18 protein-coding genes and 2 pseudogenes are annotated in these 24489 nt (G+C 53.5%); 4 read left to right on the top strand and 16 right to left on the bottom strand.

Annotated elements, in window-relative coordinates; genetic code table 11:
- Window positions 1–43: 43 nt before the first annotated feature.
- The 9 genes from ACH6EH_RS15240 to ACH6EH_RS15200 all read right to left on the bottom strand — a co-directional run bounded on the left by ACH6EH_RS15240 (window position 44) and on the right by ACH6EH_RS15200 (window position 12383).
- Complete coding sequence (locus ACH6EH_RS15240) at window positions 44–688, bottom strand: 50S ribosomal protein L25 (protein ID WP_397332945.1); 645 nt, start codon at window positions 686–688, stop codon at window positions 44–46.
- A 226-nt stretch (window positions 689–914) separates the two neighbouring features.
- Window positions 915–3263 carry a type I pullulanase gene (gene pulA / locus ACH6EH_RS15235; protein WP_397332944.1) on the bottom strand — a complete coding sequence of 783 codons (2349 nt, stop codon included), beginning with the start codon at window positions 3261–3263 and terminating at the stop codon, window positions 915–917.
- A 392-nt stretch (window positions 3264–3655) separates the two neighbouring features.
- Window positions 3656–5371, bottom strand: coding sequence for a phosphoenolpyruvate--protein phosphotransferase (gene ptsP, locus ACH6EH_RS15230; RefSeq protein WP_397332943.1), 1716 nt, complete (start codon window positions 5369–5371; stop codon window positions 3656–3658).
- Window positions 5364–5639 carry an HPr family phosphocarrier protein gene (locus tag ACH6EH_RS15225; protein WP_138225160.1) on the bottom strand — a complete coding sequence of 92 codons (276 nt, stop codon included), beginning with the start codon at window positions 5637–5639 and terminating at the stop codon, window positions 5364–5366. The genes ptsP and ACH6EH_RS15225 overlap by 8 nt, the downstream gene beginning before the upstream one ends.
- Before the next feature lie 57 nt (window positions 5640–5696).
- On the bottom strand, window positions 5697–7760 hold the full coding sequence (gene ptsG / locus ACH6EH_RS15220) for a glucose-specific PTS transporter subunit IIBC (RefSeq protein ID WP_397332941.1): 2064 nt from the start codon (window positions 7758–7760) through the stop codon (window positions 5697–5699).
- Window positions 7761–8038: 278 nt separating this feature from the next.
- A complete protein-coding gene (glcT, locus tag ACH6EH_RS15215) occupies window positions 8039–8893 on the bottom strand; it encodes a glucose PTS transporter transcription antiterminator GlcT (RefSeq protein ID WP_208202961.1) in 855 nt (284 codons plus the stop codon).
- Between the two features lie 36 nt (window positions 8894–8929).
- The gene (locus ACH6EH_RS15210; RefSeq protein WP_397332940.1) at window positions 8930–10153 is read right to left on the bottom strand and encodes an aminotransferase class I/II-fold pyridoxal phosphate-dependent enzyme; all 1224 of its coding nucleotides are present in this window, start codon (window positions 10151–10153) and stop codon (window positions 8930–8932) included.
- 150 nt (window positions 10154–10303) lie between these two features.
- Window positions 10304–11845, bottom strand: a complete 1542-nt coding sequence (locus ACH6EH_RS15205; RefSeq protein ID WP_397332939.1) for a flotillin lipid rafts scaffold protein FloT — start codon at window positions 11843–11845, stop codon at window positions 10304–10306.
- Between the two features lie 4 nt (window positions 11846–11849).
- On the bottom strand, window positions 11850–12383 hold the full coding sequence (locus ACH6EH_RS15200) for an NfeD family membrane protein (RefSeq protein ID WP_397332938.1): 534 nt from the start codon (window positions 12381–12383) through the stop codon (window positions 11850–11852).
- Between the two features lie 275 nt (window positions 12384–12658).
- On the opposite strand from ACH6EH_RS15200, the pseudogene ACH6EH_RS20240 reads away from it, so the two are divergent.
- A pseudogene (locus ACH6EH_RS20240) lies at window positions 12659–12817 on the top strand (IS1182 family transposase); the annotation flags it as partial.
- 200 nt (window positions 12818–13017) lie between these two features.
- On the opposite strand, the gene ACH6EH_RS15190 reads toward ACH6EH_RS20240, so the two are convergent.
- The 4 genes from ACH6EH_RS15190 to ACH6EH_RS15175 all read right to left on the bottom strand — a co-directional run bounded on the left by ACH6EH_RS15190 (window position 13018) and on the right by ACH6EH_RS15175 (window position 18164).
- On the bottom strand, window positions 13018–14181 hold the full coding sequence (locus ACH6EH_RS15190) for an iron-containing alcohol dehydrogenase (RefSeq protein WP_397332936.1): 1164 nt from the start codon (window positions 14179–14181) through the stop codon (window positions 13018–13020).
- Between the two features lie 209 nt (window positions 14182–14390).
- Entirely contained in the window at window positions 14391–15983 is a 1593-nt protein-coding gene (locus ACH6EH_RS15185; RefSeq protein ID WP_397332935.1) for a UDP-glucose--hexose-1-phosphate uridylyltransferase, read from the bottom strand.
- Between the two features lie 12 nt (window positions 15984–15995).
- Window positions 15996–16985, bottom strand: a complete 990-nt coding sequence (gene galE / locus ACH6EH_RS15180; RefSeq protein WP_138225153.1) for a UDP-glucose 4-epimerase GalE — start codon at window positions 16983–16985, stop codon at window positions 15996–15998.
- Complete coding sequence (locus tag ACH6EH_RS15175; protein WP_138227668.1) at window positions 16986–18164, bottom strand: galactokinase; 1179 nt, start codon at window positions 18162–18164, stop codon at window positions 16986–16988.
- A 181-nt stretch (window positions 18165–18345) separates the two neighbouring features.
- Here ACH6EH_RS15175 and ACH6EH_RS15170 point away from each other — a divergent pair, with 181 nt between their 5' ends.
- A complete protein-coding gene (locus tag ACH6EH_RS15170; protein WP_397332934.1) occupies window positions 18346–19197 on the top strand; it encodes an AraC family transcriptional regulator in 852 nt (283 codons plus the stop codon).
- Between the two features lie 115 nt (window positions 19198–19312).
- On the opposite strand, the gene mgrA is transcribed toward ACH6EH_RS15170, so the two are convergent.
- The 3 genes from mgrA to ACH6EH_RS15155 form a co-directional block, all read right to left on the bottom strand.
- Entirely contained in the window at window positions 19313–20317 is a 1005-nt protein-coding gene (gene mgrA / locus ACH6EH_RS15165) for an L-glyceraldehyde 3-phosphate reductase (protein WP_397332933.1), read from the bottom strand.
- Between the two features lie 108 nt (window positions 20318–20425).
- Window positions 20426–21214 carry an NAD-dependent protein deacylase gene (locus ACH6EH_RS15160; RefSeq protein ID WP_397332932.1) on the bottom strand — a complete coding sequence of 263 codons (789 nt, stop codon included), beginning with the start codon at window positions 21212–21214 and terminating at the stop codon, window positions 20426–20428.
- A complete protein-coding gene (locus ACH6EH_RS15155) occupies window positions 21214–21990 on the bottom strand; it encodes an HAD family hydrolase (RefSeq protein WP_397332931.1) in 777 nt (258 codons plus the stop codon). The genes ACH6EH_RS15160 and ACH6EH_RS15155 overlap by 1 nt, the downstream gene beginning before the upstream one ends.
- 212 nt (window positions 21991–22202) lie before the next feature.
- On the opposite strand from ACH6EH_RS15155, the pseudogene ACH6EH_RS15150 reads away from it, so the two are divergent.
- Window positions 22203–22445: pseudogene (locus ACH6EH_RS15150) on the top strand (KGG domain-containing protein); the annotation flags it as partial.
- Between the two features lie 247 nt (window positions 22446–22692).
- Window positions 22693–24378: a dihydroxy-acid dehydratase gene (gene ilvD, locus ACH6EH_RS15145; protein WP_138225147.1), complete on the top strand. Its 1686-nt coding sequence runs from the start codon at window positions 22693–22695 to the stop codon at window positions 24376–24378.
- Window positions 24379–24489: the final 111 nt, after the last annotated feature.

The raw sequence follows: 24489 nt of genomic DNA, 5'->3' as shown, positions 1-24489 counted from the left end.
AATTCCAAGCCGGGCTGCTCTTTTATGATTGTATCTGGCGGAGCTACTCCTGTGGTTCTTCCTCCGCGCTGTCGCTGCCGGCTTCTGCGTCCTCTTCGCCGGTCTCTTCCTGCGGCTCAGTGTCCTCAACCAGACGAGGAACGATCACGGAGGCCAGAACCTCCTCATCCTCGGCATGGAGTGTGATCTTCTCCGGAATCTGAAGATCTCCCACCGTCATCTTATCTCCGACATCCAGTGCAGAAATGTCTGCCTCAATGGAGCTTGGAAGATCGCCCGGCAAGCCTTCTACCTCAAGCTCGGTCACCTGCGTTTGCAAGGTGCCGCCATTCTTGGTACCTACTGCTTCACCCTGATAGCTGACCGGGATCGTGACCCGAACCGGCTTATTCATGGAAATATGGAGAAAGTCTACATGAACCACCTTGCCGGCGCGCTGCTGTACATCCTTGATCAGCACGGGCAGAGATTCAGAGCCCTGAATATTTAGCTTAAAGGATTCTGAACGACCTTTATAAAACAGCTTGGCCGCCTCTTTCAAATCGACGGTTACAGGAACACTTTCTGTGCCTGCTCCATATACAACTGCCGGAACACCGCCGTTCTCCCGAATGGTACGCCGGGAGGCGCGTGTAAATTCATTTCGAACCTCAGCTTCCAGTTGAACACTGCTTCTTTTTGACGTCATCTTTAACATCCTCCTTATACGAAACAAGCTTATGTATCCATTACCCCTTCTCCTTGGTAGGTAATCATTTTTGAGGTAAGCGTTTCATCTCAGAGATGCAGGGTAATGATATGTACCCCTCTCTTAAATATATAAAAATGCCGCTTTGCAGGTGCAGCTGCAAAGCGGCATTTTTATGTCCGAATTCTCTGGTAGACGTTGAAGATACATGAACATGGAAGGGCTTCTAGGATGCCCTGCCGCTGAGATTATGGGGGCGAATATCAACACCATCGCTGTGAATGTGAATACGGATGGTCTTCTCCCCCTCCGGAACGGTAATAAAGCGGTCCTGCTCCCATTCCCGGGCTTCCCATTCATTCAGTCTGAGGATACAGCCAATCTTCTTCACGTCAGCCGCAGTATAGAACACGGCTCCTGCATCCCCGTCTTCCCGAGGAGTCAGTGAAACCTCGCCGTCCTGAACTCCCGTGCCCCAGACCCACAAATTCCAGCCGGCGTAATCCCCATCCTCCCGGTCGTATTTCACGTGAACCTCGGTCAGATCCGACTTCAGCCGCTCCGGATCCTCATACAATACCATACAAGACAGACCTTGTACGGTCACTTCAGCACCGTCTGCCGTGGAGAGCACTTCTGTACCGGCCTCCCGCTCATTAACGACAACATTCCAGCCATATGGGGTCGGCGGCAGCTCCACACTGGCAGCCTCCACGCCGCCATTGAACACAGCTACGATCTGCTTCCATTCGTCATTTCCGGCGTGGCTGTGGAGACGGTAGGCTACGACGCGGTCACTGCAGCGGATGATTTCCATATGCTTCTCAATCTCTTCTCTGCGATTCAGCCGAAAAGCCGGATGCTGGCGCCGCAGCCTAATGAGTCCCTGATAATATCGAAAGACCTCTGTAAACCGCTCTTTATGGCTCCATGAAATTGCGTTAATGGCATCCCCGCTGCGATAGCTGTTATGATCGCCATATTTCGTGCGAAGCAACTCATCTCCCGCATGGATCAACGGAATTCCCTGCGAGAGCAGCACCATGCTGTTGGCAAGCAGGCTGCGCTTCACCGCCTCGGATGCAAGAGCCTCTCCCTCTACCACGTCTGCATAAGGTGTGGCAGCAGCAATCTTTGGCATAAGCGGACTTCCGTCGTGCGGCCGGCCGTCTTGCAGCGGGATAAACCCGGCTTCATCCCATTTCCCCATCGTTACCAGCACCTTATCCCACAGGTTGAGGTTATCATGCACGGTTACATAGTTGACGGTTTCCGACGCCTCCAGCGCGAAATCATGGATAGAACCCATAAGACCCTCCGCGACGGCGCCTTCATACCAGGCTTCACCGGTAGCAAAGCCTTTGCCGCCGCCGTCATTATCCCCCTTGATCGCATGCCGGAAATCGTCATTAAACACGGCAAACCCTTTGCCCCGTTGTGTTCCTTTAACCGTCTGGTTCGCCAGCGGGCTGCCGCCTCCAGTCCATGGCTCGCCATAGATCAGGAGATCGGGAGCCACCTCCCGGCGGAGCTCCTCTACAATCTGAACCATGGTCTCGGTATCTATCAACGCCATCAAATCAAAGCGGAAACCGTCCAGATGATATTCCTCGGCCCAGTAGCGGAGAGAATCCTTGATGAATTTCCGAACCATCGGCCGCTCTGTAGCCAGCTCGTTGCCGACGCCGGAGCCGTTAGAGAGCGTCCCGTCATGATTCTGGCGGTAGAAGTACCCCGGTGCAATCGGCTCAAAGGGACCTTCCTCGACAGAATACGTATGATTGTAGACCACATCCATAATGACCCGGATCCCATGCTGGTGAAGAGCCTGAATCATTTCCTTGCATTCCACGATCCGGGTCTCTGGCCTTCGCGGATCCGTGGCGTAAGAGCCTTCGGGCACATTATAATGCTGGGGGTCATATCCCCAGTTATATTCGCCTTCCGGGTCCCAATTGGAGGAGGAGATCAGCTCGTCAACGGTCTTGAAGTCAAAAATCGGCAGCAAATGCACATGGGTCACACCCAGCTCCACCAGATGATCAATGCCCAGCTTGTTCCCGGCCTCATCGCGCAGGCCTGTTTCTGTAAATGCCTTGAACTTTCCTTTATAGGTCATGCCGGAATCCGGCGAAATTGAAAAATCTCTCACATGAAGCTCGTAGAGCACAGCGTCCGTAGGTGAGGCCAGCGGCGGTCTGGTATCGCTCTCCCAGCCGTCCGGGCTGCACTGCGCAGGGTCCACGATGGCTCCGCGGCGACCGTTCGCGCTGACAGCTCTGGCGAAGGGATCCACAGCCTCATGAAGCTGCCCGTCCTGCTGCCGGATCCGGTACATATAATACCAGCCGGCCCAATCGCCGCTCACGTTGGTTTCCCAAACACCGTTACCCTTTATGAGCATCGGATGCTCGCTGCCCCCGGACTGCGACAGGAGTGCCTCTCCCCCCTCGACGCCGTCATTTTTATACAGCATCAACGATACTTGAGCAGCCGATGGAGCCCACAATCTGAATGTGCTGGATGCAGCACTGTAGATGAGGCCAAACCTCTGATCAGTAATCTCTTGGATCATGTCCCTATTCATCATCATCACCGTCACTTTAAATGTAGATTCTAAGCTCTAGTATGGGCGCCTGATTGATAAGACAGACCTGCGGACTCAAAAAATAGGATATATATTTATGCTATGCCGTAGGCGCTAGGCAAGTTCGGGCCTATGTCTTTTATCGGAAAATTCCGCATCATCCATAAGACTTCTGCATAGCCTGCCAATAGCTCAGTCCTATTTAGACAGCTTGCAGATTACTCTCATTTTAGCATAAAAGCCCCCTTCATATTTTTATATTTTTGAAAAAGTATGTAAAAAAGAGGTATCCCTCGCTCTATGAAAGAGCAAAGAATACCTTAAATGTGGTTTGTAGAAGTCAACCTTGAAAAATTGAAAAAGGAAAATGCGCCTATGCCTTATTGGGAAACGGTGCTCTCTACCAGCTCTACGACCTCTTCTGCCGTACGCAGCTCCAGCGCTTTAGACGCCAGCTCCTGCATCTGGGCCTTAGACAGCCGTGAAATCTGACTGCGGGCCGGCAAAATTGAGGTTGCGCTCATGCTGAACTCATCAAGCCCCAGACCGAGCAGCAGCGGAATGGCTAGCGGATCTCCGGCCATCTCCCCGCACATGCCCGCCCAGCGGCCTTCCTTGTGAGCAGCGTCAATGACCATCTTCACCAGACGCAGAATCGCCGGGTTATACGGCTGATACAGGTAAGAGACCCGCTCATTCATCCGGTCTGCCGCCATCGTATACTGAATCAGGTCATTGGTGCCGATGCTGAAGAAGTCCACCTCTTTGGCGAACTGATCCGCCATGACAGCCGTTGATGGAATTTCCACCATAATGCCCAGCTGAATGCGGTCTGACACCGCAATGCCCTCTGCAGCAAGCTTGGCCTTCTCGTCCTCCAGCAGTCCCTTCGCTTCCCGGAATTCACCTAACGTCGCAATCATCGGAAACATAATCCGCAAATCCCCGTGGACGCTGGCACGAAGCAAAGCACGCAGCTGGGTTCGGAACAGATCCTGACGATCCAGGCACAAGCGAACGGCCCGGAAGCCCAGGAATGGATTCATTTCCTTGGGAAGATCCAGATATGGCAGCTCCTTGTCGCCGCCAATGTCCAAGGTTCGGACGACAACCGGCTTGCCCTGCATTTTTTCCAGAACAGATTTGTAGGCATTGTACTGCACTTCTTCAGAAGGCAGCTTATCCCGTCCCATATACAGAAATTCTGTGCGGTAAAGTCCTACGCCCTCGCCGCCGTTCTCCAGCACTCCGGTCACGTCATTCGGCGTACCGATATTTGCAGCCAGCTCGACGTGCACACCATCCTGGGTGATGGTCGGCTCTCCGCGAAGCTTACTCCACTCCTCCAGCTGCTTGGCATACTGTTCTTGCTTGTCACGGTATTGGGCTACGGTATCTTCATCTGGATTAATGAGCACGAGCCCTTCCAGTCCGTCAACGATGATCAGATCGCCGCTTTCGGCACTGGACAGTATCGACTGAGTTCCAACAACAGCTGGAATTTCCAGAGAGCGTGCCATAATCGCGGAATGCGAGGTGCGTCCCCCGATATTGGTGGTAAACCCTTTAACAAAATTACGGTTTAGCTGCGCTGTATCCGAAGGCGTCAAATCCTCGGCAATTACGATGACCTCCTCGGAAATTTCCGAAGGGCTCACATAATTCAGCCCCAGCAGATGCTTTAGCACGCGCTTGGTGACATCCCGCATGTCTGCTGCTCTCTCCTGAAGATAAGCACTTTTCATATTTTGAAACATCTCGATAAATTGATTCGCTGTCTCATTCAGAGCATATTCGGCAGCTACCGACTCTTCCCGAATCTTATCCTTGACGGGATTAATCAGCTCCGGGTCGTCCAGGATCAGAAGGTGAGATTCGAAAATCTCCGCCTTCTTCTCTCCCAGCTCCTGCAGCGTGCGGCTTTTGATGTCCTCCAGCTCCGCTCTGGAGCGGCTCAGCGCATCGTCCAGCCGGGCGGCTTCACGGTCAGCATCCTCAACCTGAGTATGCTTGACCGTGTAGTCCGGGTGCTCCAGAATAAATGCTTTTGCAATGGCGATGCCGGCCGAGGCCGCAATACCCTTGATGTTAGTCATTGAGCTCTCCCAGCCCCTCGTTCACCATCACTTCAGCCAGTGCGTTCAGCGCGTCCTCGGCGCTAGGCCCTTCGGAGATCAGAGTCAGGCTGTCACCCTGCTCCAAACCCAGGGATAGTACGCCTAGAATCGATTTCAAGGTTACTTTTTTGCCGCTTGCTTCTGCAAAGGATTCTGTGTCCTTAAATTTGTTCGCCGTGTTCACCAGTGCTGTAGCCGGACGTGCGTGGATGCCATCCTCGTCTGTAATTCTGAATGTTTTTTGCATGCTGATCATCCTCTTTCCTTGGTTTATGGTTGTTGTATAGAATGTACTTACCCAAAATTATTGAATCGTGATAATATTCTCTTCTCCGGCGGTGACGTTCCCCGTCTTGTTGAGCTTCACCTTGGATCCTTCCGGCAGATTCGAGAAAATCACTGGCGAAATGATCGAAGGCGCGTGCTCCTTCACATAGTCCAGGTCTACCTCCATAATCGGCTGGCCTGCAGCCACCAGATCGCCCTCCTGAACAAGCACTTTAAAGCCCTGTCCCTTCAGCTTCACGGTATTGACGCCGATATGCACCAGCACTTCCTTGCCGCCATCAGACATAATGCCAATGGCATGCTTGCTTGGGAATACATTGAACACCTTGCCGTAGACCGGAGATGCAATGGTTCCATCATGCGGCAGAACGGCAAAGCCATCGCCTGTCATGCGCTGAGAGAATACCGGATCAGGTACATTGGAAATATCCATCAGCTCGCCGTTAACCGGAGACACAATATCCTCCAGAATAACCGCATCGCCATCCAATGCCGCCTGCTGCTCCGCTTCGGCCGGCTTGACGTCCCCTGTTGCTGCTTGAGGTGCTTCAGCCGGCGTAATCCCGGACATGATGTCCTGGATTTGCGACTTGATCGTATCAGAGCGTGTACCGAAGATCGCTTGTACATTGTTACCCACTTCCAGTACCCCGGAAGCGCCCAGCTGCTTCAAGCGTTCTTTATCAACATTGCCCTTCTCCTTCACCTCTACCCGAAGACGGGTAATGCAGGCATCCAGGTGAGCAATATTGCTCTGGCCGCCCAGTGCCGACAGAATGCTGCCCGGCAAATCGTCCTTGCTTCCAGACCTTGCGCTCGCGCCGTCTTTGGCCTCTGACGGCTCCTCCCGACCCGGTGTCCGCAGCTTGAACTTGCGGATCGCGAACCGGAACCCGAAGTAATAAATGACCGCCAGGATCAGACCGACAATGATGACGTTCCACCATGGCGTCCGGTTTGGAATGACACCGAAGATAACGTAGTCAATCAATCCGCCGGAGAAGGTCATGCCGATTTTAGTGCCTAGAATGTGCATCGTCATGAACGACAGACCGGCAAACAGCACGTGAACCACGAACAGCAGCGGTGCCACGAACAGGAAGGAGAATTCCAGCGGCTCTGTAATCCCCGTCAGGAAGGACGTCAAGGCTGCAGAGCCCATAATGCCGGCCACATATTTTTTATGCTCCGGTCTTGCTTCATGATAGATCGCCAGCGCTGCCGCAGGAAGTCCGAACATCATGAACGGGAATTTCCCGGTCATGAAGGTACCCGCTGTGAATTCTACACCGTCCCGCAGCTGGGCCATGAAGATATTCTGATCACCGCGAACCAGCTGCCCGGCGCTATTCACATATTCTCCAAACTCAAACCAGAAGGGAGAGTAGAAAATATGGTGCAGCCCGAAAGGAATTAATCCCCGCTCAACCACCCCGAATACAAAAGCGGACAGTGTGCGGTTCTGCTCCAGCATGAAATGCGATGCAGCATTCAGCCCGATCTGAATCGGTGGCCAGATGACGGTCATGAGCAAGCCCAGCAGCACCGCTGTGGCAGCCGTCATTATGGGAACAAACCGCTTGCCGGCAAAGAAGCCGAGGTACGAGGGCAGCTCAATCCTGAAAAAGCGATTGTACATGCTGGCCGCCAGGATCCCGACCAATATCCCGCCGAACACCCCGGTTGCCAGCGTCGGGATGCCCAGCACACTGGCGTAAGCGTAATCTGTGCCGACCATGGCCGGAGTTACGCCGAGGACGGTCCCCATCGTCACATTCAGCACGAGGTAGCCGATAATTGCCGCAAGTCCGGCAACTCCGTCTCCACCAGCCAGGCCGACTGCTACACCGACCGCGAACAGAAGCGGCAGGTTTGTAAACACGATTTGCCCGGCATTCATCATGACCGTTGCAATGGCCTGAACCCAGGCCGTATCCAGCCAGGAAGCATACTGCAGGAAATCCTCGTTGACCAGCATATTCCCCAGACCCAGCAGCAAGCCCGCAGCCGGCAGGATCGCTACAGGCAGCATGAGAGCTTTACCCACTCTCTGTAAAACGCCAAACAGACGCTTAAACATCGTCCATCTCCTTTCTTGATTTCACCTCTCAAGGTGAATCATTAGCAACATACCAACAAAAAAAGGCATAAGCATACAGCAGGACCACTGAGCTGTTTCTCCCCGTAGGTTACCCTGAAAGGGCTGGAAACAACCAAAGAATCCTGTTATATACTCATGCCTGATCGAATCAGTTACACGTTAGATACTGTTGCTTTTCATAAAGACAGAACGTATTGTATCACCCTGATCAGCGGCTTGCAAGAGGTGTAATCCCTGCTCTTGAAAATCTTCATGCATTATTCATGATCTTCCTTCCGCTGGGCAAGCCGCTGTAAGTGAATCGTCAGATAACCCGCTTCGGCCGGATAGACCTTCTTCCCCAGCCGGACCTCCATCATCTTGCTTAATGTCCAGCCTAAGGCGTACATTTCAGGGTATTCCCGCTTCAACAGCTCATCCAGCCTTCCCTCCTGAGGCTCGGCCTCTCCCCGGCGGATCCGTTCGATAGCGAACCGGAGATGGGTGATCAGGCGGGAATAATCAAGCGAATCCTTGGGAATGACGTATTCCAGCTTGTCCTCTACAATATGCACGAGATCCGATACCAGCCTGGAATGCTTGCGCACCTCGGAAATATGCTGATTCGTCAATGCGCTGTGAAAGTGCAAGGCGATAAAGCCAGCCTCCTCCTCTCCCAAATCCACATCCAGTCGCTGTTTGAGCGTACGCACCGCATATTCTGCCATCCGGAATTCCTCCGGATACAGCTCTTTAGTCTCGTACAAAAAAGGATTATGAATATACAGGCCCTGAGCCTGGCGCTTGATCGCAAATGCAATATGATCGGTTAACGCGACATGAATATGCTCATTCAGCGTTTCCCCGGCCGCGTTCGCCGCATAATGAATGATCTCATTCATGGCTTCGATCAGCTGCTCATCGACTTGAGGCACCAGCTGCTTATACTGCTCTTGCTCCTCCGGCTTCGTTAAGATGAACATTTTCTCTACGAGCGTCAAGGGAATGGCGTCCTTCGGTTTACGGTTAAAGCCGATGCCCTTTCCGATCACGACCACCTCATCATGCCGGGGATGCTTCGCGATAATTACATTATTGTTTAATACCTTGGATACTTGTATGCTGCCCACCATTGCACCTCAATTTACACATTCATATCCTCTATCATATCAAACATCTGCTTCTTGTAGCAAAAAAGCCCCGATGCGGGCAGCCGCTTCCGTCAGTACTTCAGCCTCTTGCACAAGGGCAATGCGTACATACCCTTCCCCCTGCTGCCCAAAAGCAATGCCCGGTACGACAGCCACCCCTGTAGAGAGCAGCAGCTTCCGTGCGAATTGACGGGAATTTCCTGCGTTATGGCCCTGACGAAAGGCTTCCGGCAACTTGGCCCATATAAACATGGTTGCCTTCGGCTTCTTCACCGTCCAGCCCGCTGCCTCCAGTGCCGCTGTGAACACATCTCTCCGCTTCTCATACAGCAGCGCCGTTTCCCGTTCTGTTCCCGAAGCCATGGCGTGCTCCAGTGCCGCTGCTGCAGCCAGCTGGACAGGAAGAAATACGCCGTAGTCAATATTGCTCTTCAAATCTCTCAGGGCTCCGACTGCTTCTGCATTGCCGGCCAGAAAAGCAATCCGGCAGCCCGCCATATGAAAGCTCTTGGAGAAAGAATGAAATTCCACGGCAATTTCCGAGGCCCCGGGTACCTGAAGGATGCTGACCGGCCGATAATCATCAAAGCCCATTTCCGAATACGCAGCATCATGAACGATGAGCACATTGTGCTTCTTCGCCAGCGCAACCAGCTCGGTAAAAAATGAGAGATCTGCTTGAACCGCAATCGGATTTCCTGGGAAATTGAGCAGCAGAAATTTGGTTCGCTGCCAGATCTGCTCCGGGATCTTGGTTAAATCAGGCATGAAGCCATTCTCTTCCCGAAGCGGCAGCAGCCAGGGCTCGACCCCGGCGAGCTGAAGCGCCCCCGCATAAATGGGATAACCGGGATCCGGCACCATCGCCAGATCTCCCGGGTTGCACACAGCCTGAGCGAAATGGGCAAGTCCATCCTGCGAACCCATCAGCGCCAGAATCTCTGTCTCCGGGTTGGTGTCCACCCCGAAGCGATGCTTGAGCCAGGCTGAAGCGGCCTTCCGAAAGGCCGGTGTACCTTGTGAAGACGGGTATGTATATTGATCCTCCTGAAGCACGCTGCGGCTGAGCAGCTCCCGAATTTCCAAGGATGGCGCCCGATCCGGACTTCCGATGCTCAGATCTATCACTTCTCTTCCTCTCTGGGCTGCTTCCTGCTTCCAAGCCTGTATCTCGGCAAATATCGAGCTGCCCATCGCGGCCAGTTTGTCAGAGCGCCATACAGGCGCTGCCGGCTGTTTCATATGGTATCCCTCCTGTTAAGAACCATTATACCTTGCTAGGTCCATGGCGTCCTCTTCCTGAAGTGCAGAACATTTGCATAAAAAAAGCATAGCCGCGTCAGAAAGTCTTCTCTGACACGGCTATGACGATATTGCTGGAGCCAAGAGCCGTTAGATGGTCTCCAGCTCCTTCTCTTCCTTCGCTGCACTGGTCTCCAGCAGGACCTTTGCCGGCTCAAGCTTCGTCGGCTCCGCAGCAGCAGGGGACGACTTCTTCGTCAGTCCCTGGATCAACGCCTCGACGTCGATGCCTGACACACTTTTCAGCATTTCCGGAGCAGTGGACATCAGCTCCGTCACATAGTTACTGACCCGGGCTGCACCTTCACCTTTACCGGTGTCCACAACCGTCAGCTTATCAATGGACGAGATTGGCTGTGCAATCTTGCCGGCGAGCTCTGGCAGCATCTTCACAATAATGTCGAGAACAGCCGCTTCACCGAACTTCGAGAAGGCTTCCGCCAGCTTCTCCTTCGCTTCTGCTTCCGCCAAGCCGCGAAGACGAATGACCTCGGCATCGGCCGAGCCCTTCGCCCGCTCGGCATCGGCGATCGCCATACCGTCCAGGCGCTTCTGCTCCGCCGAAGCCTTTGCCTGGGTTTCAATGGAGTACTGAACCGCATCCGCCTCGCGCATCCGGCGGGCCTTCTCCGCCTCAGCCGCCTGCACTACCGCATAACGATCTGCATCGGCCTTCTTCTTGACCTCTGCATCATACTGCTTCTCTCGAACCATAATTTCCTTTTCTTGAATATCAATCTCCCGCTCTTTCCGAACGAGCTCGACCTTCATTTGTTCTTCAACAACGGTCTGCTTCGCACGGGCTTCCTGAATATGATAAGCCTGATCGGCCTCGGCCTTTGCTGTATCCTGATCGCGCTTGAACGCGGCCACCTTCAGCTCCTTCTCCTTGGAAGCTTCCGCAATGTTCGTATCCCGCACCAGCTCTGCCTTCTGTCCCTCCTCTTCCGCACGCGCCTTCTGAATTCTGGCATCCCGAACGGCTTCGGCTTCGGCAATCTCAGCATCGCGCTTTACGGTAGCGATCCGCGGCTTACCGAGCGCTTCCAGATAGCCGTGCTTGTCACGGACATCCTTGATCGTGAAGGAAACGATTTGCAGGCCCATTTTCTTCAAATCACGTGCGGCTACGCCCTGCACTTCCTGCGCAAATTTATCCCGGTTCCGGTATACCTCTTCTACCGTCATGGAGCCCAGGATCGCGCGCAGATGACCCTCGAGCACTTCTTGTGCTTCTCCCTTCAGCGCTTCAATCGGCTTGCCCATAAACTGCTCTGCCGCTGTCGCCACGTCTTCAATCGAGCTGCCGACTTTGATAATCGCGACGCCGTCAGCCATAACCGGTACACCTTGCTCCGTGTACACTTCCGGCGTCATAACATCCAGCTTATGAGACAGGAGCGATACAAACTCCGAGCGTTGAAAGATCGGAAGGATAAATGCGCCGCCGCCGCGGACAATCTTGATTCTCCGGCCGGATTCATCCGACGAAATGTTCTTGCTCCCGAGGAACGAGCCCGTCACAATCATTGCTTCGTCCGGACTTACGGTCTTGTAGCGGGCCCAGAACGCAAGACCCAATACGACAATGACCCCAATGACAACCGACGGAATAATTAAAAATTCTGGCATGCTGTTACACCTCTCCCTTGACTTCTTCTAGTTCAGACACTCGGAGGACGCCATCCACCACATCAATCACGACGACCCGCACCCCTGCAGGAACCGGCCGCTGATCAAAGCTTGAGGCAATATGGAGGGTATTGCTGGCACCGACCCGTACCATGACCTCACCGTAGCCGACGGCTGGAAGGGGAATCATCACTTCACCGATTCGTCCTGTCAGCTCCTGTACGGAGAAGCCGGTCGAGTTCTCACTGTTCTCCATGGGACGGACATAGCCGAAATAGACTACGACTGAGACAGCGGCTGAGATCAGCAGCGACAGCATCATGACGAAGAGCAGGCTGAATTCCGTGTATGTAGTCAGCATGATGCCCGACCCGCCGAACACAGTTACCGCCGCTGCAATGACCATAGGATTCAAAACATCCAAGGACAAAAAATCAAGCGCCCCATCCAATGCCCCACTGAGAACATCCCCCAGCAGAACGCTTACAATGGCGAACAACACGCCGCCTGTCAAGCATCCCCAAAACAGTGCCTCCATATTGACTGCCTCCCCGAGTTGAACCTTACTGTATAGATAACTCTTCTTACGAAGAAAAGTTAACATCGTTTCAAAAATTTGTATCCAAATTGCGCAAAAAGGGGCTGTCCACAAGATCTAGGGTCTTGCGGGATGGCCTCGTTTGTTGTTGCGAGATGCTCCGCGTACGAAACGTTCCTCACCTCGCTGCTGCCCCCAAAAACAGGTAACACAAAGAAACCGCCCTTTGGCAGAATGGAAGTGTCTAGCAACCATCTAAAAAGGAGCGGTTTCATTTGTACATTCAATATACCATGGATCAACTTTATCTGCTCATGGATGTAGAAGACGACATTCCATCCAATCCGCTTGTTACTGTAGTCCATGAAGCGGTCCATCGCCTTGATGACATAATCTTCCAGGATGCATATCCTGGTGGAGGTCGGATGGCTTTCGCTCGCCCATAACCTGTTGAAGAAGGCGGCAATAGACCACAATAAAGACATGGCGATGCTGGGATCACCTCCCTGACTCCGCCATGTCTTTATTTTTTGCTTCAGATCTCATTCAAGTGAGCTGCCTCGTTAAACAAGAATCTACTTTTGGAACAGCCCCGTATGAGACAGCCCCGTATAATCCATAAGTTCATTAAAGCTTACAGTGACATGTTGTAAATCTCAATCACGTCCTGGCGTTCCAGCTTGCGGAAGTTGCCGAACGGTCCAAAGCGGACAGACTTATCTGCCATAACCTCGATGTCCTTGTCATCAATATCGTAATCCGCCAGAGAGCTCGGTGCCCCGATTGAGGTCCAGAAGGACCGAAGAGCCTCAATGCCTTCAAGACCAATCTCTTTGTCGCTCTTGCCTGCAGGATCTATACCCATGACCTGAACAGCCAGCTGCTTGAAGCGTTCTGGCTGAACGTCGATATTGTACTTCATCCAGTTCGGGAACAGGATAGCCAGGCCTCCGCCATGCGGTATGTCATACACGGCTGAAACGGCATGCTCGATATTATGGGTCGCCCAGTCGCCGCGCAGCCCCATGCTGATCATGCCATTGAGCGCCATTGTGCTGCAGTACATGATCGTTTCACGCAGCTCGAAATTGTTGAGGTCCTCCACCAGCTTCGGTGCTGTTTCCATAACCGTACGCAAAATGGTTTCACAGAACCCGTCCTGCACCGGCGTGTTGGAATCGAGATGGAAGTAATGCTCCAGCACATGCGACATAATATCCACAATGCCGTATACCGTCTGATCCTTTGGCAGGGAGAAGGTATGCTCTGGATCTAATATAGAAAATGCAGGGTAAGCGTAGAGGCTGCCCCAGCCCATTTTTTCCTGTGTAGCCTCGTTTGTAATGACAGAACCACCGTTCATTTCAGAGCCCGTAGCCGCCATTGTCAGTATCGTTCCTAACGGCAGTCCGGCCTCCGGCGCAGCCTTCCGCTCTACAAAATCCCACATGTCACCTTCATACTTGGCACCAACAGCAATTGCCTTAGCACAGTCCAGTACACTGCCGCCGCCAACCGCTAGAATCAGCTCAATACTGTTCTCCCGGCAAAGCTCAACGCCGCGGTGAACCGTGGACAAGCGGGGATTGGGCTCCACGCCGGCAAGCTCCGTTACCTCTGCGCCTGCTTCCTTCAGCAGAGACAGGGTCTGGTCATACAGTCCACTGCGTTTAATGCTTCCTCCGCCATAAACCAGCAGCACCTTCTTGCCGTACTTCGAAACTTCGGCTGGTAAAGAGCTCAGCTTGCCCTTTCCAAAAATCAAGGTCGTAGGATTATAAAATTCAAAAGGACCCATCTGATCACCCTCCAGTTATATGTAATCCAAATTTCTTTGGTTTCAGCCACTCATTATACTACCCCTGCGAACGGATTTCAAAACGGTCCTGTGCGGCCTGGATGTATATACCAATCCTTGGGGTGCAAAAAGAAAGGACATAGCCGCCCGGGATCTCTCCCAGAGCTGCTATGTCCTGTGTTTACAGGGGAGTAGTGCTTATGCCTAAATTATAAGCCGGATTGTTGAAATCCCATGTGATCCAGGAATTGATGGAAGCCCTGACGCCCTGCTTCCGTATGCTTGTACACGCCGGCCTGTTCCAAAATTTCTGTGAAGATCTCCCCGACGGCTTCCCGGATGACGTGCTGCGCCTCTTCCTTGGAGAGTCCTTCAGCATGCTCTTTCTTCAGCTGCTCAATCCATGGAAGATGTACCTGAAGCGGATTGGAGTCCTCCTGCGCAGCAGCGTAAAGCGCCGTGTCGCCAGCCAGAATATCTCCCACCTGGTCCAGCTCGCTCTTGAGCCTTCCCGGCAGGATTGCCAAGCCCATGACCTCAATGAGCCCGATATTTTCTTTCTTGATATGATGCATTTCCCGGTGCGGATGAAAAATCCCTTCCGGATGCTGCTCGTTCGTCCGGTTGTTGCGGAGCACGAGATCCAGCTCATAGCCGCCATCTGCACTTCGGCGGGCGATCGGAGTCACTGTATTATGAGGTACCCGCTCCCCTTCCGCATCGCTCCATGCTTCAATGTCAAGTGCTGAATCGCTGTAGCCTTTCCAGGCTTCATAAATCTCGTTCGCGCATTCCAGCAGAGCTTCTGGGTCTTCTGCCGTCAGTCTCAGAACCGACATCGGCCAGTTCACAATGCCGGCAGTAACACCTTTATGACTGGTGTGTTCATAGACTGCAAGGACCTCAGCCTTCTGAATCGGGAACGTATGGCGACCTCCCTGAAAATGATCATGCGTCAGGATGGAGCCGCCCACGATGGGCAGATCTGCATTGGAGCCCAAGAAATAATGCGGGTACGCTTCCACAAAGCCTAAGAGACGACGCAACGTGTCCTTGGTCAGCTTCATCGGTACATGGTCATGATGCAGCACAATGCAATGCTCGTTGTAATAAACATAGGGAGAATATTGAAACAGCCATTTCTCCTGATTCAGCTCCAGCGGAATGACGCGGAGATTCTGGCGGGCCGGATGATTAACCCGTCCGGCATAACCGACATTTTCGCGGCATAGCTGGCATTTAGGATACACCGGAGGCGGGAGCAGCTTGGCCATGGCAATTTCCTTCGGGCTTTTTTCCGGCTTGGACAGGTTAATTGTAATTTCAATATCACCATAAGAGCTGTCATACCGCCAGAATTCATTCTTTGCCACGCGGTCCATTCGGATATAGTTGCTGTCGATGCACAGCTTATAGAAATAATCCGTAGCCGCTTCAATGCCCTGCTCTTCCTTCAGCTGCATGAATCGGCCTGTGACCTCGGAGGGCCTGGCCATCAGCAAACCCATGATTTTGGCATCCAGCAGATCACGGTAGGTGTCGCTGTTGTCGGGAATGAGACCCTTGGAGGCGGCTGCATCAATGAGTATATCGACCATTGGCTGCGGGCTGTCCGGTACCGGCTGAGTGATCTCCTCCAGCAGCGGCTCTGTATAGCCTAGCAGATCCAGCAGAAGGTTCCGGCTGTAATCCGTATCACTGTCCTGAATAAGCTGCTGGCGCAGCGCAAACTGCACCAGCTGTTCTATCGCATGCAGCACCTGATAGGGCTCGGGTGCTGCCTGATTCAATTCCTGTTCCATGCTGCGGCCTCCTTAGTTGCTCTCATAACCGTTCGGATGACTAACATGCCATCTCCATGCATCCTGAATAATATCCTCCAGCTTCACACGGGCTGGCTGCCAGCCTAGAACAGTACGTGCTTTGTCCGAGGAAGCCACCAGAACTGCGGGATCTCCCGCGCGCCGCGCTTCCATCACGACCGGAATCTCGCGGCCGGTGACGGCTTTGGAGGTTTCAATGACTTCTTTTACGGAGAAGCCCTGACCGTTGCCCAGATTGAACACATTGCTGTCCTCGCCGCGGCGCAGGTACTCCACGGCCCGAAGATGCGCATCCGCCAGATCGCTGACATGAATATAGTCTCTGACACAGGTGCCGTCCGGTGTAGCATAATCGTCTCCGAATACGGAAATATGCGGACGCTGCTGCAGCGCAGTTTGCAGCACCAATGGGATCAAGTGACTCTCCGGACGGTGGTCCTCTCCGATTTTGCCGCTGGCATGAGAGCCGGCTGCATTGAAGTAACGCAGTGATACATATTTGATGCCGAGCACTTGATCAAACCAGGCCATCATTCTCTCCATCATCAGCTTGGTCTCGCCGTACACATTGGTCGGCTGCGTGCGGTCTTTTTCTTCGATCGGCACTTTTTCCGGTTCGCCGTAAGTGGCCGCTGTGGAGCTGAAGACAATCTTCCGCACCCCTGCCTCATTCATGGCTTCCAGCAGGCACAGCGTTCCATAGACGTTATTGTCGTAGTATTTCACAGGGTCCTTCATGCTCTCGCCAACGAGAGAGTTGGCTGCAAAGTGAATGACCGCATCAATCTCATTTTCGGCAAACAGCGTCTTCAGCAGCTCCTTGTTACGCAGGTCTCCCTGATACAGCTTGCCACCCAGCAGCGCTTCCTTGTGCCCGGTTTCCAGACTGTCGATCACAACAACCTCTTCGCCGCGCTCCAGCAGCTCCGCAACCGTATGCGAGCCGATGTATCCGGCTCCTCCCGTTACTAAAATTGCCATTTACAGCACCCCTTTCAGTTCGTGTACACCCTGGCCAACACCGCATACATAGAAATCCGGTTTCAGTCCGGTTCTCTTCTCGTAACCGACAGCGACCTCGGCAATGACCTGCTCCACATGATCCTCGTGCACCAGCGCGACCGTGCAGCCGCCGAAGCCGGCTCCCGTCATCCGGGCGCCCAGAGTGCCCTCCTGCCGCTGGAACTCCTCGACCATGACATCCAGCTCATCTCCAGTCACTTCATACAGATGGCGCAGTGAAGCATGGGAGTCGTTCATGAAGCTGCCGAACGCCTGGAGGTTATTCTCTTTCAATGCTGCTACTGAATCCAGCACGCGCTGGTTCTCTTCGACCACATGCTGAGCCCGCTTGCGCACGGTTTCATCCTCAATGACACCCTGCAGCTCCTGGAACTGCTCCGGTGTAAGCTGCGCCAGGTAATTCAATTCCGGTCTTGTGCCTTGAAGCTGCTCCAGCGCGGAATCACATTCGCTGCGCCGCTCATTGTATTTGGAATCCACCAGGCCGCGGCGCTTGTTCGTGTTCGCGATAACAATCTTATAGCTGCCTGTTTCAAAAGGCACCAGATCATATTCCAGCGTGTCGCACATCAGCAGAATCGCATGATTGCTGCGGCCGTTCGCAACAGCAAACTGATCCATGATACCGGAGTTCACACCGACGAACTGATTCTCGGCGCGTTGGGACAGCTTCGCAATTTCTACAGGATCCCGATCACAGCCCTCCATGGACATAAACGCATAGGCAGTCACTACCTCGATGGAAGCTGAGGAAGATAAGCCCGCACCGTTCGGGATATCGCCGTGATACAAGAGCTCATAGCCTTTAGTAAGAGAGCAGCCCAGCTTCTCCAGCTCGACGATGACGCCAACCGGATAATCTGTCCATTCCCCAGTCTTGCCCCCATAGCTCTCCTCCGGTCCCGCTGCTGCTTCGTATGGCAGGTTCGTCGAGGCAAATGCAACCTGATTGTCCTTGCGCTCGCGAATCAAGAGCGTGGTGCCAAATTCCAGCGCCGCCGGCAGGACATAACCGCCATTATAATCAAGATGCTCGCCAATCAGATTGACGCGTCCCGGTGCGTTAAACATCCGCAGAGGAGCATCACTGGTACCGTACTTACTATGAAATGTGGATACTAATGATTCCAGGTTCATTATGTTCACTCCATCCTATTTTCTAAATCCATCTGTCTTGACTCCAGTATAGAAGAAAGCTCTTTTTCGATTAATGCAATCTTGTGTGCTACATATGGATATATGTGACTTCTCATAGTAAAATACAAGAGTTAGAACAACAGGATGCTACAACCTGATGACCCCTAAAGGCAGGTGCTGTATGTCAAACGAAGAAACATATTCGGTTTCCTCCAGTCCCGTGTTACCTCTGCATGACCGTCTTATTGTGCTTTTTTCAGGGGTGAGCCAGACGGCTCCCCTTCATGCCCTTGGTCCCAAATTGTATGATTATTACCTGCTGCATCTTGTGGAGGCTGGTAAAGGCACCTTTCAGACGGAGCATGCTCTATATGAGCTGGGCCCCGGCGATGCGTTTCTCATTCATCCCGGTCAATTGGTCAGCTATGTATCTGACGCGGAGGAGCCCTGGCGTTACCGCTGGGTCGCCTTTAAGGGTCAGGAGGCGGAGGGCCTGGTCAAAGCTGCAGGCATGCTGCCGGACACACCGGTCGTATTTAACCCCGGTTCTCACAGGCCCGCCCGATATATAAGGCTGATTCAGGAGTGCTTCAGCCGCAAGCAGGATCAGGCACATATTGCCGCCTCCGGCTACTTCCAGCTGCTCTGGGCCGAGCTGATGACTCATACCCGGCGACATGTGCTGCCCTCTGCAGCGGAAACGCAGATCCAGCGAACAGTCAAGCAAATGATTACCGTCATGACCTCCCAGTACGCGCATCCAGTATCCATAGAGCAGATGTGTGCCAGCCTGGGGTATAACCGCGCTTATTTATCGCGCATATTCAAGAAGGAGACCGGCCTCCCTCCGGTTACGTATCTGCTCAAGCTGCGAATGGACCGGGCCAAGCGGCTGCTGCGGGAGCGTCCAGACCTGTCGGTGGAGCAGGTGTCCGCCTCTGTAGGCCTGCCCGACAGCCTTTACTTCTCCCGTCAGTTCAAGCGCTTCTGCGGCATGTCTCCCACCGCCTACCGACGGGAGAATTCCGGCTGATGCTCTCTCTAAGTCATGGCAAAGCCCGCTTTCCTCGGCAGAAAGCGGGCTTCTGGCTGATGCAGCCCTGACAGCTCAAGGAGCACGGAGCACCATTTCCGGCTGCGGTGAGGCATCAGGCCTCCGGTTCTTTTTTCAGAATGGACTCAATCCGGTCCAGCTCCTCTTTAGAAAACTCCAGATTACTGAGAGCCCCCACATTGTCCTCAATCTGGCTAACCTTGCTCGCCCCGATCAGGGCTGAGGTAACCCGGCCTCCACGCAGCACCCAAGCGAGAGCGAATTGAGCCAGGCTCTGGCCCCGGGCGGCAGCCATCTGATTCAAGGCGCGGATTTTGCGGAGCACCTCTGGCGTAATATTGCTTTCATGCAGAAACTGGGAAGCGCTGGCTGCCCGGGAGTCGTTCGGAACTCCATTCAAATATTTATTGGTCAGCAGTCCCTGGCCGAGCGGCGTAAATGCAATGCTTCCTGCGCCCTGTTCGTCCAGCACATCAAGCAGGCCCTGCTCCACCCAGCGGTTCAGCATGGAATAGCTCGGCTGATGAATAAGCAGCGGTGTACCCAGCCCTCTTAAAATTTCAGCCGCTTCTTTGGTCTTCTCTGGCGTGTAGTTGGAAATACCGACGTACAGCGCTTTACCGGAACGAACGATATGATCCAGCGCCATCATCGTCTCCTCCAGCGGTGTATCGGGATCCATCCGGTGTGAGTAGAAAATGTCCACGTAGTCAAGACCCATCCGCTTCAGGCTCTGATCGAGGCTCGACACCAGGTATTTCCGTGAGCCCCAGTCTCCGTAAGGTCCGGGCCACATGTAATAACCGGCCTTAGAGGAGATAATCATCTCGTCACGGTAGGCCTTCAGGTCCTTCGCCAGCACCTGTCCGAAGGTTTCCTCGGCGGAGCCCGCCGGCGGACCGTAGTTGTTGGCGAGATCAAAGTGCGTGATTCCAAGGTCGAAAGAACGGGTCACCATGCTCCGCGCATTTTCGAAGGAGTCAATCCCTCCAAAGTTATGCCACAAGCCGAGGGAAATGGCCGGCAGCTTCAAGCCGGATCGCCCGCAGCGATTATATATCATGCCTTCATAGCGGTCTTCACTCGCTACATATGTCATTGGTCATCCCTGCCTCTCCATTTGGAAATATGCTTTGGTCATACAATTCATACTATATGATTAACCCAAACTGCGGCCGCTTGCGTCGCTGCACCGTAAATTCCAGGCTTACACGCTGCTGCGCAGCATTCCGTTCACCTTGTCCATCACTTCACCGATGCGCTCGGTAATCAGCAGGCCTGCCCTGTGATCATACGGTGTCGGGTCCCCGTTCAAAATGGCGGTCCGGCTTCCCTGATAGTAGTTGATTAATCCCGCTGCCGGGTGAACGGTAAGAGAAGTTCCTCCGACAATCAGCAGATCCGCTGTTGAGATTTCATGGATCGCCCGCTTTAACAGCTGATGATCCAGCTCCTCCTCATACAGCACCACATCCGGCTTAATCATTCCGCCGCAATCGGCGCAGCGGGGCACCAGCTCTTGAATTTCCATCACCTGCTGAAGTGAATAAAAGCGGTTGCAGTCCATGCAATAATTGCGGTGCACCGAGCCATGCAGCTCCAGTACCTCGCCGCAGCCTGCGGTCTGGTGGAGGCCGTCGATGTTTTGGGTAATTACCGCCTTCAGCTTGCCCTCCTGCTCCAGGCGCGAGAGCAACTGGTGGCAGCCGTTTGGACGCGCCGCCGGGTGCAGCATTTTGCTGCGGTAGAAATCATAGAATATGTCCGGCTTCTCCATAAAAAAGCTATAGCTGAGCATAATCTCCGGCGGATAGGGAGAATGATGCTCACTTTGATATAATCCCGCCGCCGAGCGGAAATCAGGAATTCCGCTTTCCGTAGAGGTTCCGGCTCCGCCAAAAAAAACGATGTAATCGCTTGCTTCGATCCAGGTCGCGAGCATTTCTATTTTTTCATTGCTTTCCACCTGCGCACCTCCCGTAGAACGTCTGGCCATCAGGCCTTTAATCTAATTTCATTATAATCGCTGATGATCAGATCGGCATCCACGAGATGTCGGGCATCCCCATGATCAGCATCTCCTTCGTAAAGACCGATCGCCAGCGCACAGCCTGCCTGCTTCGCCATCTGCATGTCACCGTTACTGTCTCCAATGACCGCGACCTCTTCCGGCTGAAGACCAAGCTGCCTGCAGGCCGCAAGCGCCATATCCGGGCCGGGCTTGCCCTGCTTGACCTGATCACGGCCAATAATGACCGGGAAATTCTCCAAAAGGCCCATCCAGGCCAGATGTTCCTTCGCTGCAGCCGTCGTATCGGAGGTGACAACGGCCAACGGAAGCTTGAGTGTCCGGCACTGTTTCAGCAGCTCATTCAGCCCGGGCATGGGAAAAGCCGGCTTGGTCTGCCTTACCTGAACCATGGCATTTTTCTCCATCTGCCGGACTTGCAGCAGCGCTTCATTCCACGGCATTCCTGCCGCATACAGCTGCCAGGCTAACAGCCCGATCGTTTCCTCTGCCGTAGCCATCGCAAGCGGACCTTTCCGGTCATAGGAATACAGCTGCCCCAAGGAATCCTGCAGCGTACCGAGCACCTTGTCTCTCGGACCGGTAAACCCTTTACCGATCAGCTCCAGCCGCTCCTCCAAAGCCTGCAGCATGTAGCTTGCCCAGCCGCCCCATAAAGACATGAAATGCAGCAGCGTGCCGTCCTTGTCAAACAGCAGCCCGCTGCAGATCATACGACGCTCATGGATCTCAAGCACCGGCACAGCCTTCCCCTCCTTTTCTTCTCCATCTTACACTTTCTGTTTACTTCTGCAAGTTTCCTTTCGAGCAGCAGACTCTGTTCAAAAAACAGACAAAAAAACCCCTCTTATTTTCCATTCTTTAGTTTATTTTTCTGTTTCATGACAACTAGGGTGTGGTAAGTAAGTCGTGCGGTAACCAATAAAAGGATGATGGAGAAGGAGGAACAACCAAGATGGCCAAGAAAAATAACGGACAAAAAATGACCCGCGAAGAAGCTGGACGCTTAGGCGGTGAAGCAACAGCGAAGAAGCATAACCGTGAATTTTATCAGGAAATCGGCAAAAAAGGCGGACAAGCTACCTCCAAAAATCACAGTCGCGAGTTCTACCAGGGAATCGGGCAAAAAGGCGGCGAGGCAACTTCCCGCAATCATGACCGTGAATTTTACCAGGAAATCGGCCGCAAGGGCGGAAAAAAATAGCCATAGATGGAAGTTTGCAAGAGCGTGCTCCTCACGAATGAAGGAGACGCTCTTTTTCTCATATAATAAGGAAGCAACCCCTGCCCGCGCTGGAATGACAGGTAGAAAAACATGACTTTTTATGATAGACTCTGTTAAATGATATCAATTATCGTTTGTCACCCGGCTGCTTTGCCGGTAAGCCGCGCTAAAGCGCGTGACCATCATACATTTCAATAGGACATGGGGGGAACAAGGCATCATGAAAGCTAAAAAAATGCGTTCAGACATGATCAAAAAAGGCTTTGACCGGGCCCCGCACCGCAGTCTTCTGCGTGCCGCCGGCGTGAAAGAGGAAGATTTCGGTAAACCGTTCATCGCGGTCTGCAACTCTTATATCGATATTGTACCGGGCCATGTGCATCTGCAGGAATTCGGCAAGATCGTTAAAGAAGCCATCCGTGAAGCGGGCGGAGTTCCATTTGAGTTTAACACCATCGGTGTTGACGACGGAATCGCCATGGGACATATCGGTATGCGCTACTCTCTGCCAAGCCGGGAAATCATTGCCGATTCCCTGGAAACCGTCGTTTCCGCACACTGGTTTGACGGCATGGTATGTATTCCCAACTGTGACAAAATCACGCCAGGCATGCTGATGGGAACGCTTCGCGTTAACATCCCGACCATTGTCGTCAGCGGCGGTCCGATGAAAGCCGGCGTAGACAGTAAGGGACGCAAGCTCTCCCTGACCTCCGTATTTGAGGGCGTAGGCGCTCACCAGGTCGGCAAGATTAACGACGAAGAGCTGCTGGAGCTGGAGCAGTACGGCTGCCCGACCTGCGGATCTTGCTCGGGCATGTTCACAGCGAACTCTATGAACTGTCTCTCCGAGGCACTTGGCCTTGCCCTGCCGGGTAACGGAACCATTCTCGCGGTAGCTGAAGAGCGTAAGGAATTTGTAAGACAATCCGCACGCCAGCTGATGAATCTGATCGAGATGGACCTGAAGCCGCGCGACATCGTAACCCGCGAAGCGATCGATAATGCTTTTGCCCTGGATATGGCGATGGGCGGCTCCACCAACACAGTACTGCACACACTGGCTCTGGCGCATGAAGCCGGCATCGATTACCCGCTGGAGCGTATCAATGAAGTAGCTAACCGGGTACCGCATATTTCAAAGCTGGCCCCGGCCTCTGACTATTTCATCGAGGATGTCCATCTGGCAGGCGGCGTTAGCGCTGTACTGAACGAGCTTCTGAAGAAGCCGGATGCCTTGTTCGGCGACTGCATTACCGTGTCGGGCAAGACGCTGGCCGAGAACGTTGCAGGCTGTGAGATTCAGGACAAGAACGTAATTCACCCGATTGATCAGCCATACTCCGAGCGCGGCGGCCTCGCTGTGCTTTACGGCAATCTGGCTCCGGAAGGCTCCATCATTAAAGTGGGCGCCGTTGACCCTTCCGTCGGCGGATACCATCGCGGTCCTGCCATTTGCTTTGATTCCCAGGAGGAAGCGCTGGAAGGCATCGCAAACGGCAAAGTTTCGGAAGGTATGGTCGTTGTCATCCGCTACGAAGGTCCTAAAGGCGGACCGGGTATGCCGGAAATGCTGGCTCCAACCTCGCAGATTGCAGGTATGGGACTGGGTGCCAAGGTCGGCCTGATCACGGACGGCCGCTTCTCGGGCGCATCCCGCGGCATCAGCATCGGACATATTTCTCCGGAGGCTGCTGAAGGCGGACCGATCGCTTTTGTCGAGAACGGAGATATTATCGAGCTGGATCTGGAGAAGCGCACCATTCAGCTGGAGGTTAGTGACGAGGAGATGGCGAAGCGCCGTGCCGACTGGAAGGGCTTTGAGCCGAAGGTCAAGACCGGCTACCTGGCTCGCTACTCCAAGCTCGTAACCAACGCCAGCAGCGGCGGTATCATGAAGATCTAACAATAATAAGAAGAAGCTGTTCCATAATAGATTCTTATTTAACGAGGCAGCCCATTTAAGTGAAAGAGGAAGCAACCCATAAAGACATGGTGGAGTCAGGGAGATTAGCCC

The organism is Paenibacillus sp. JSM ZJ436 (genome assembly GCF_044383795.1).
GTDB lineage: Bacteria > Bacillota > Bacilli > Paenibacillales > Paenibacillaceae > Paenibacillus_AQ > Paenibacillus_AQ algicola.
This window is presented reverse-complemented; position numbering and strand designations above follow the sequence as displayed.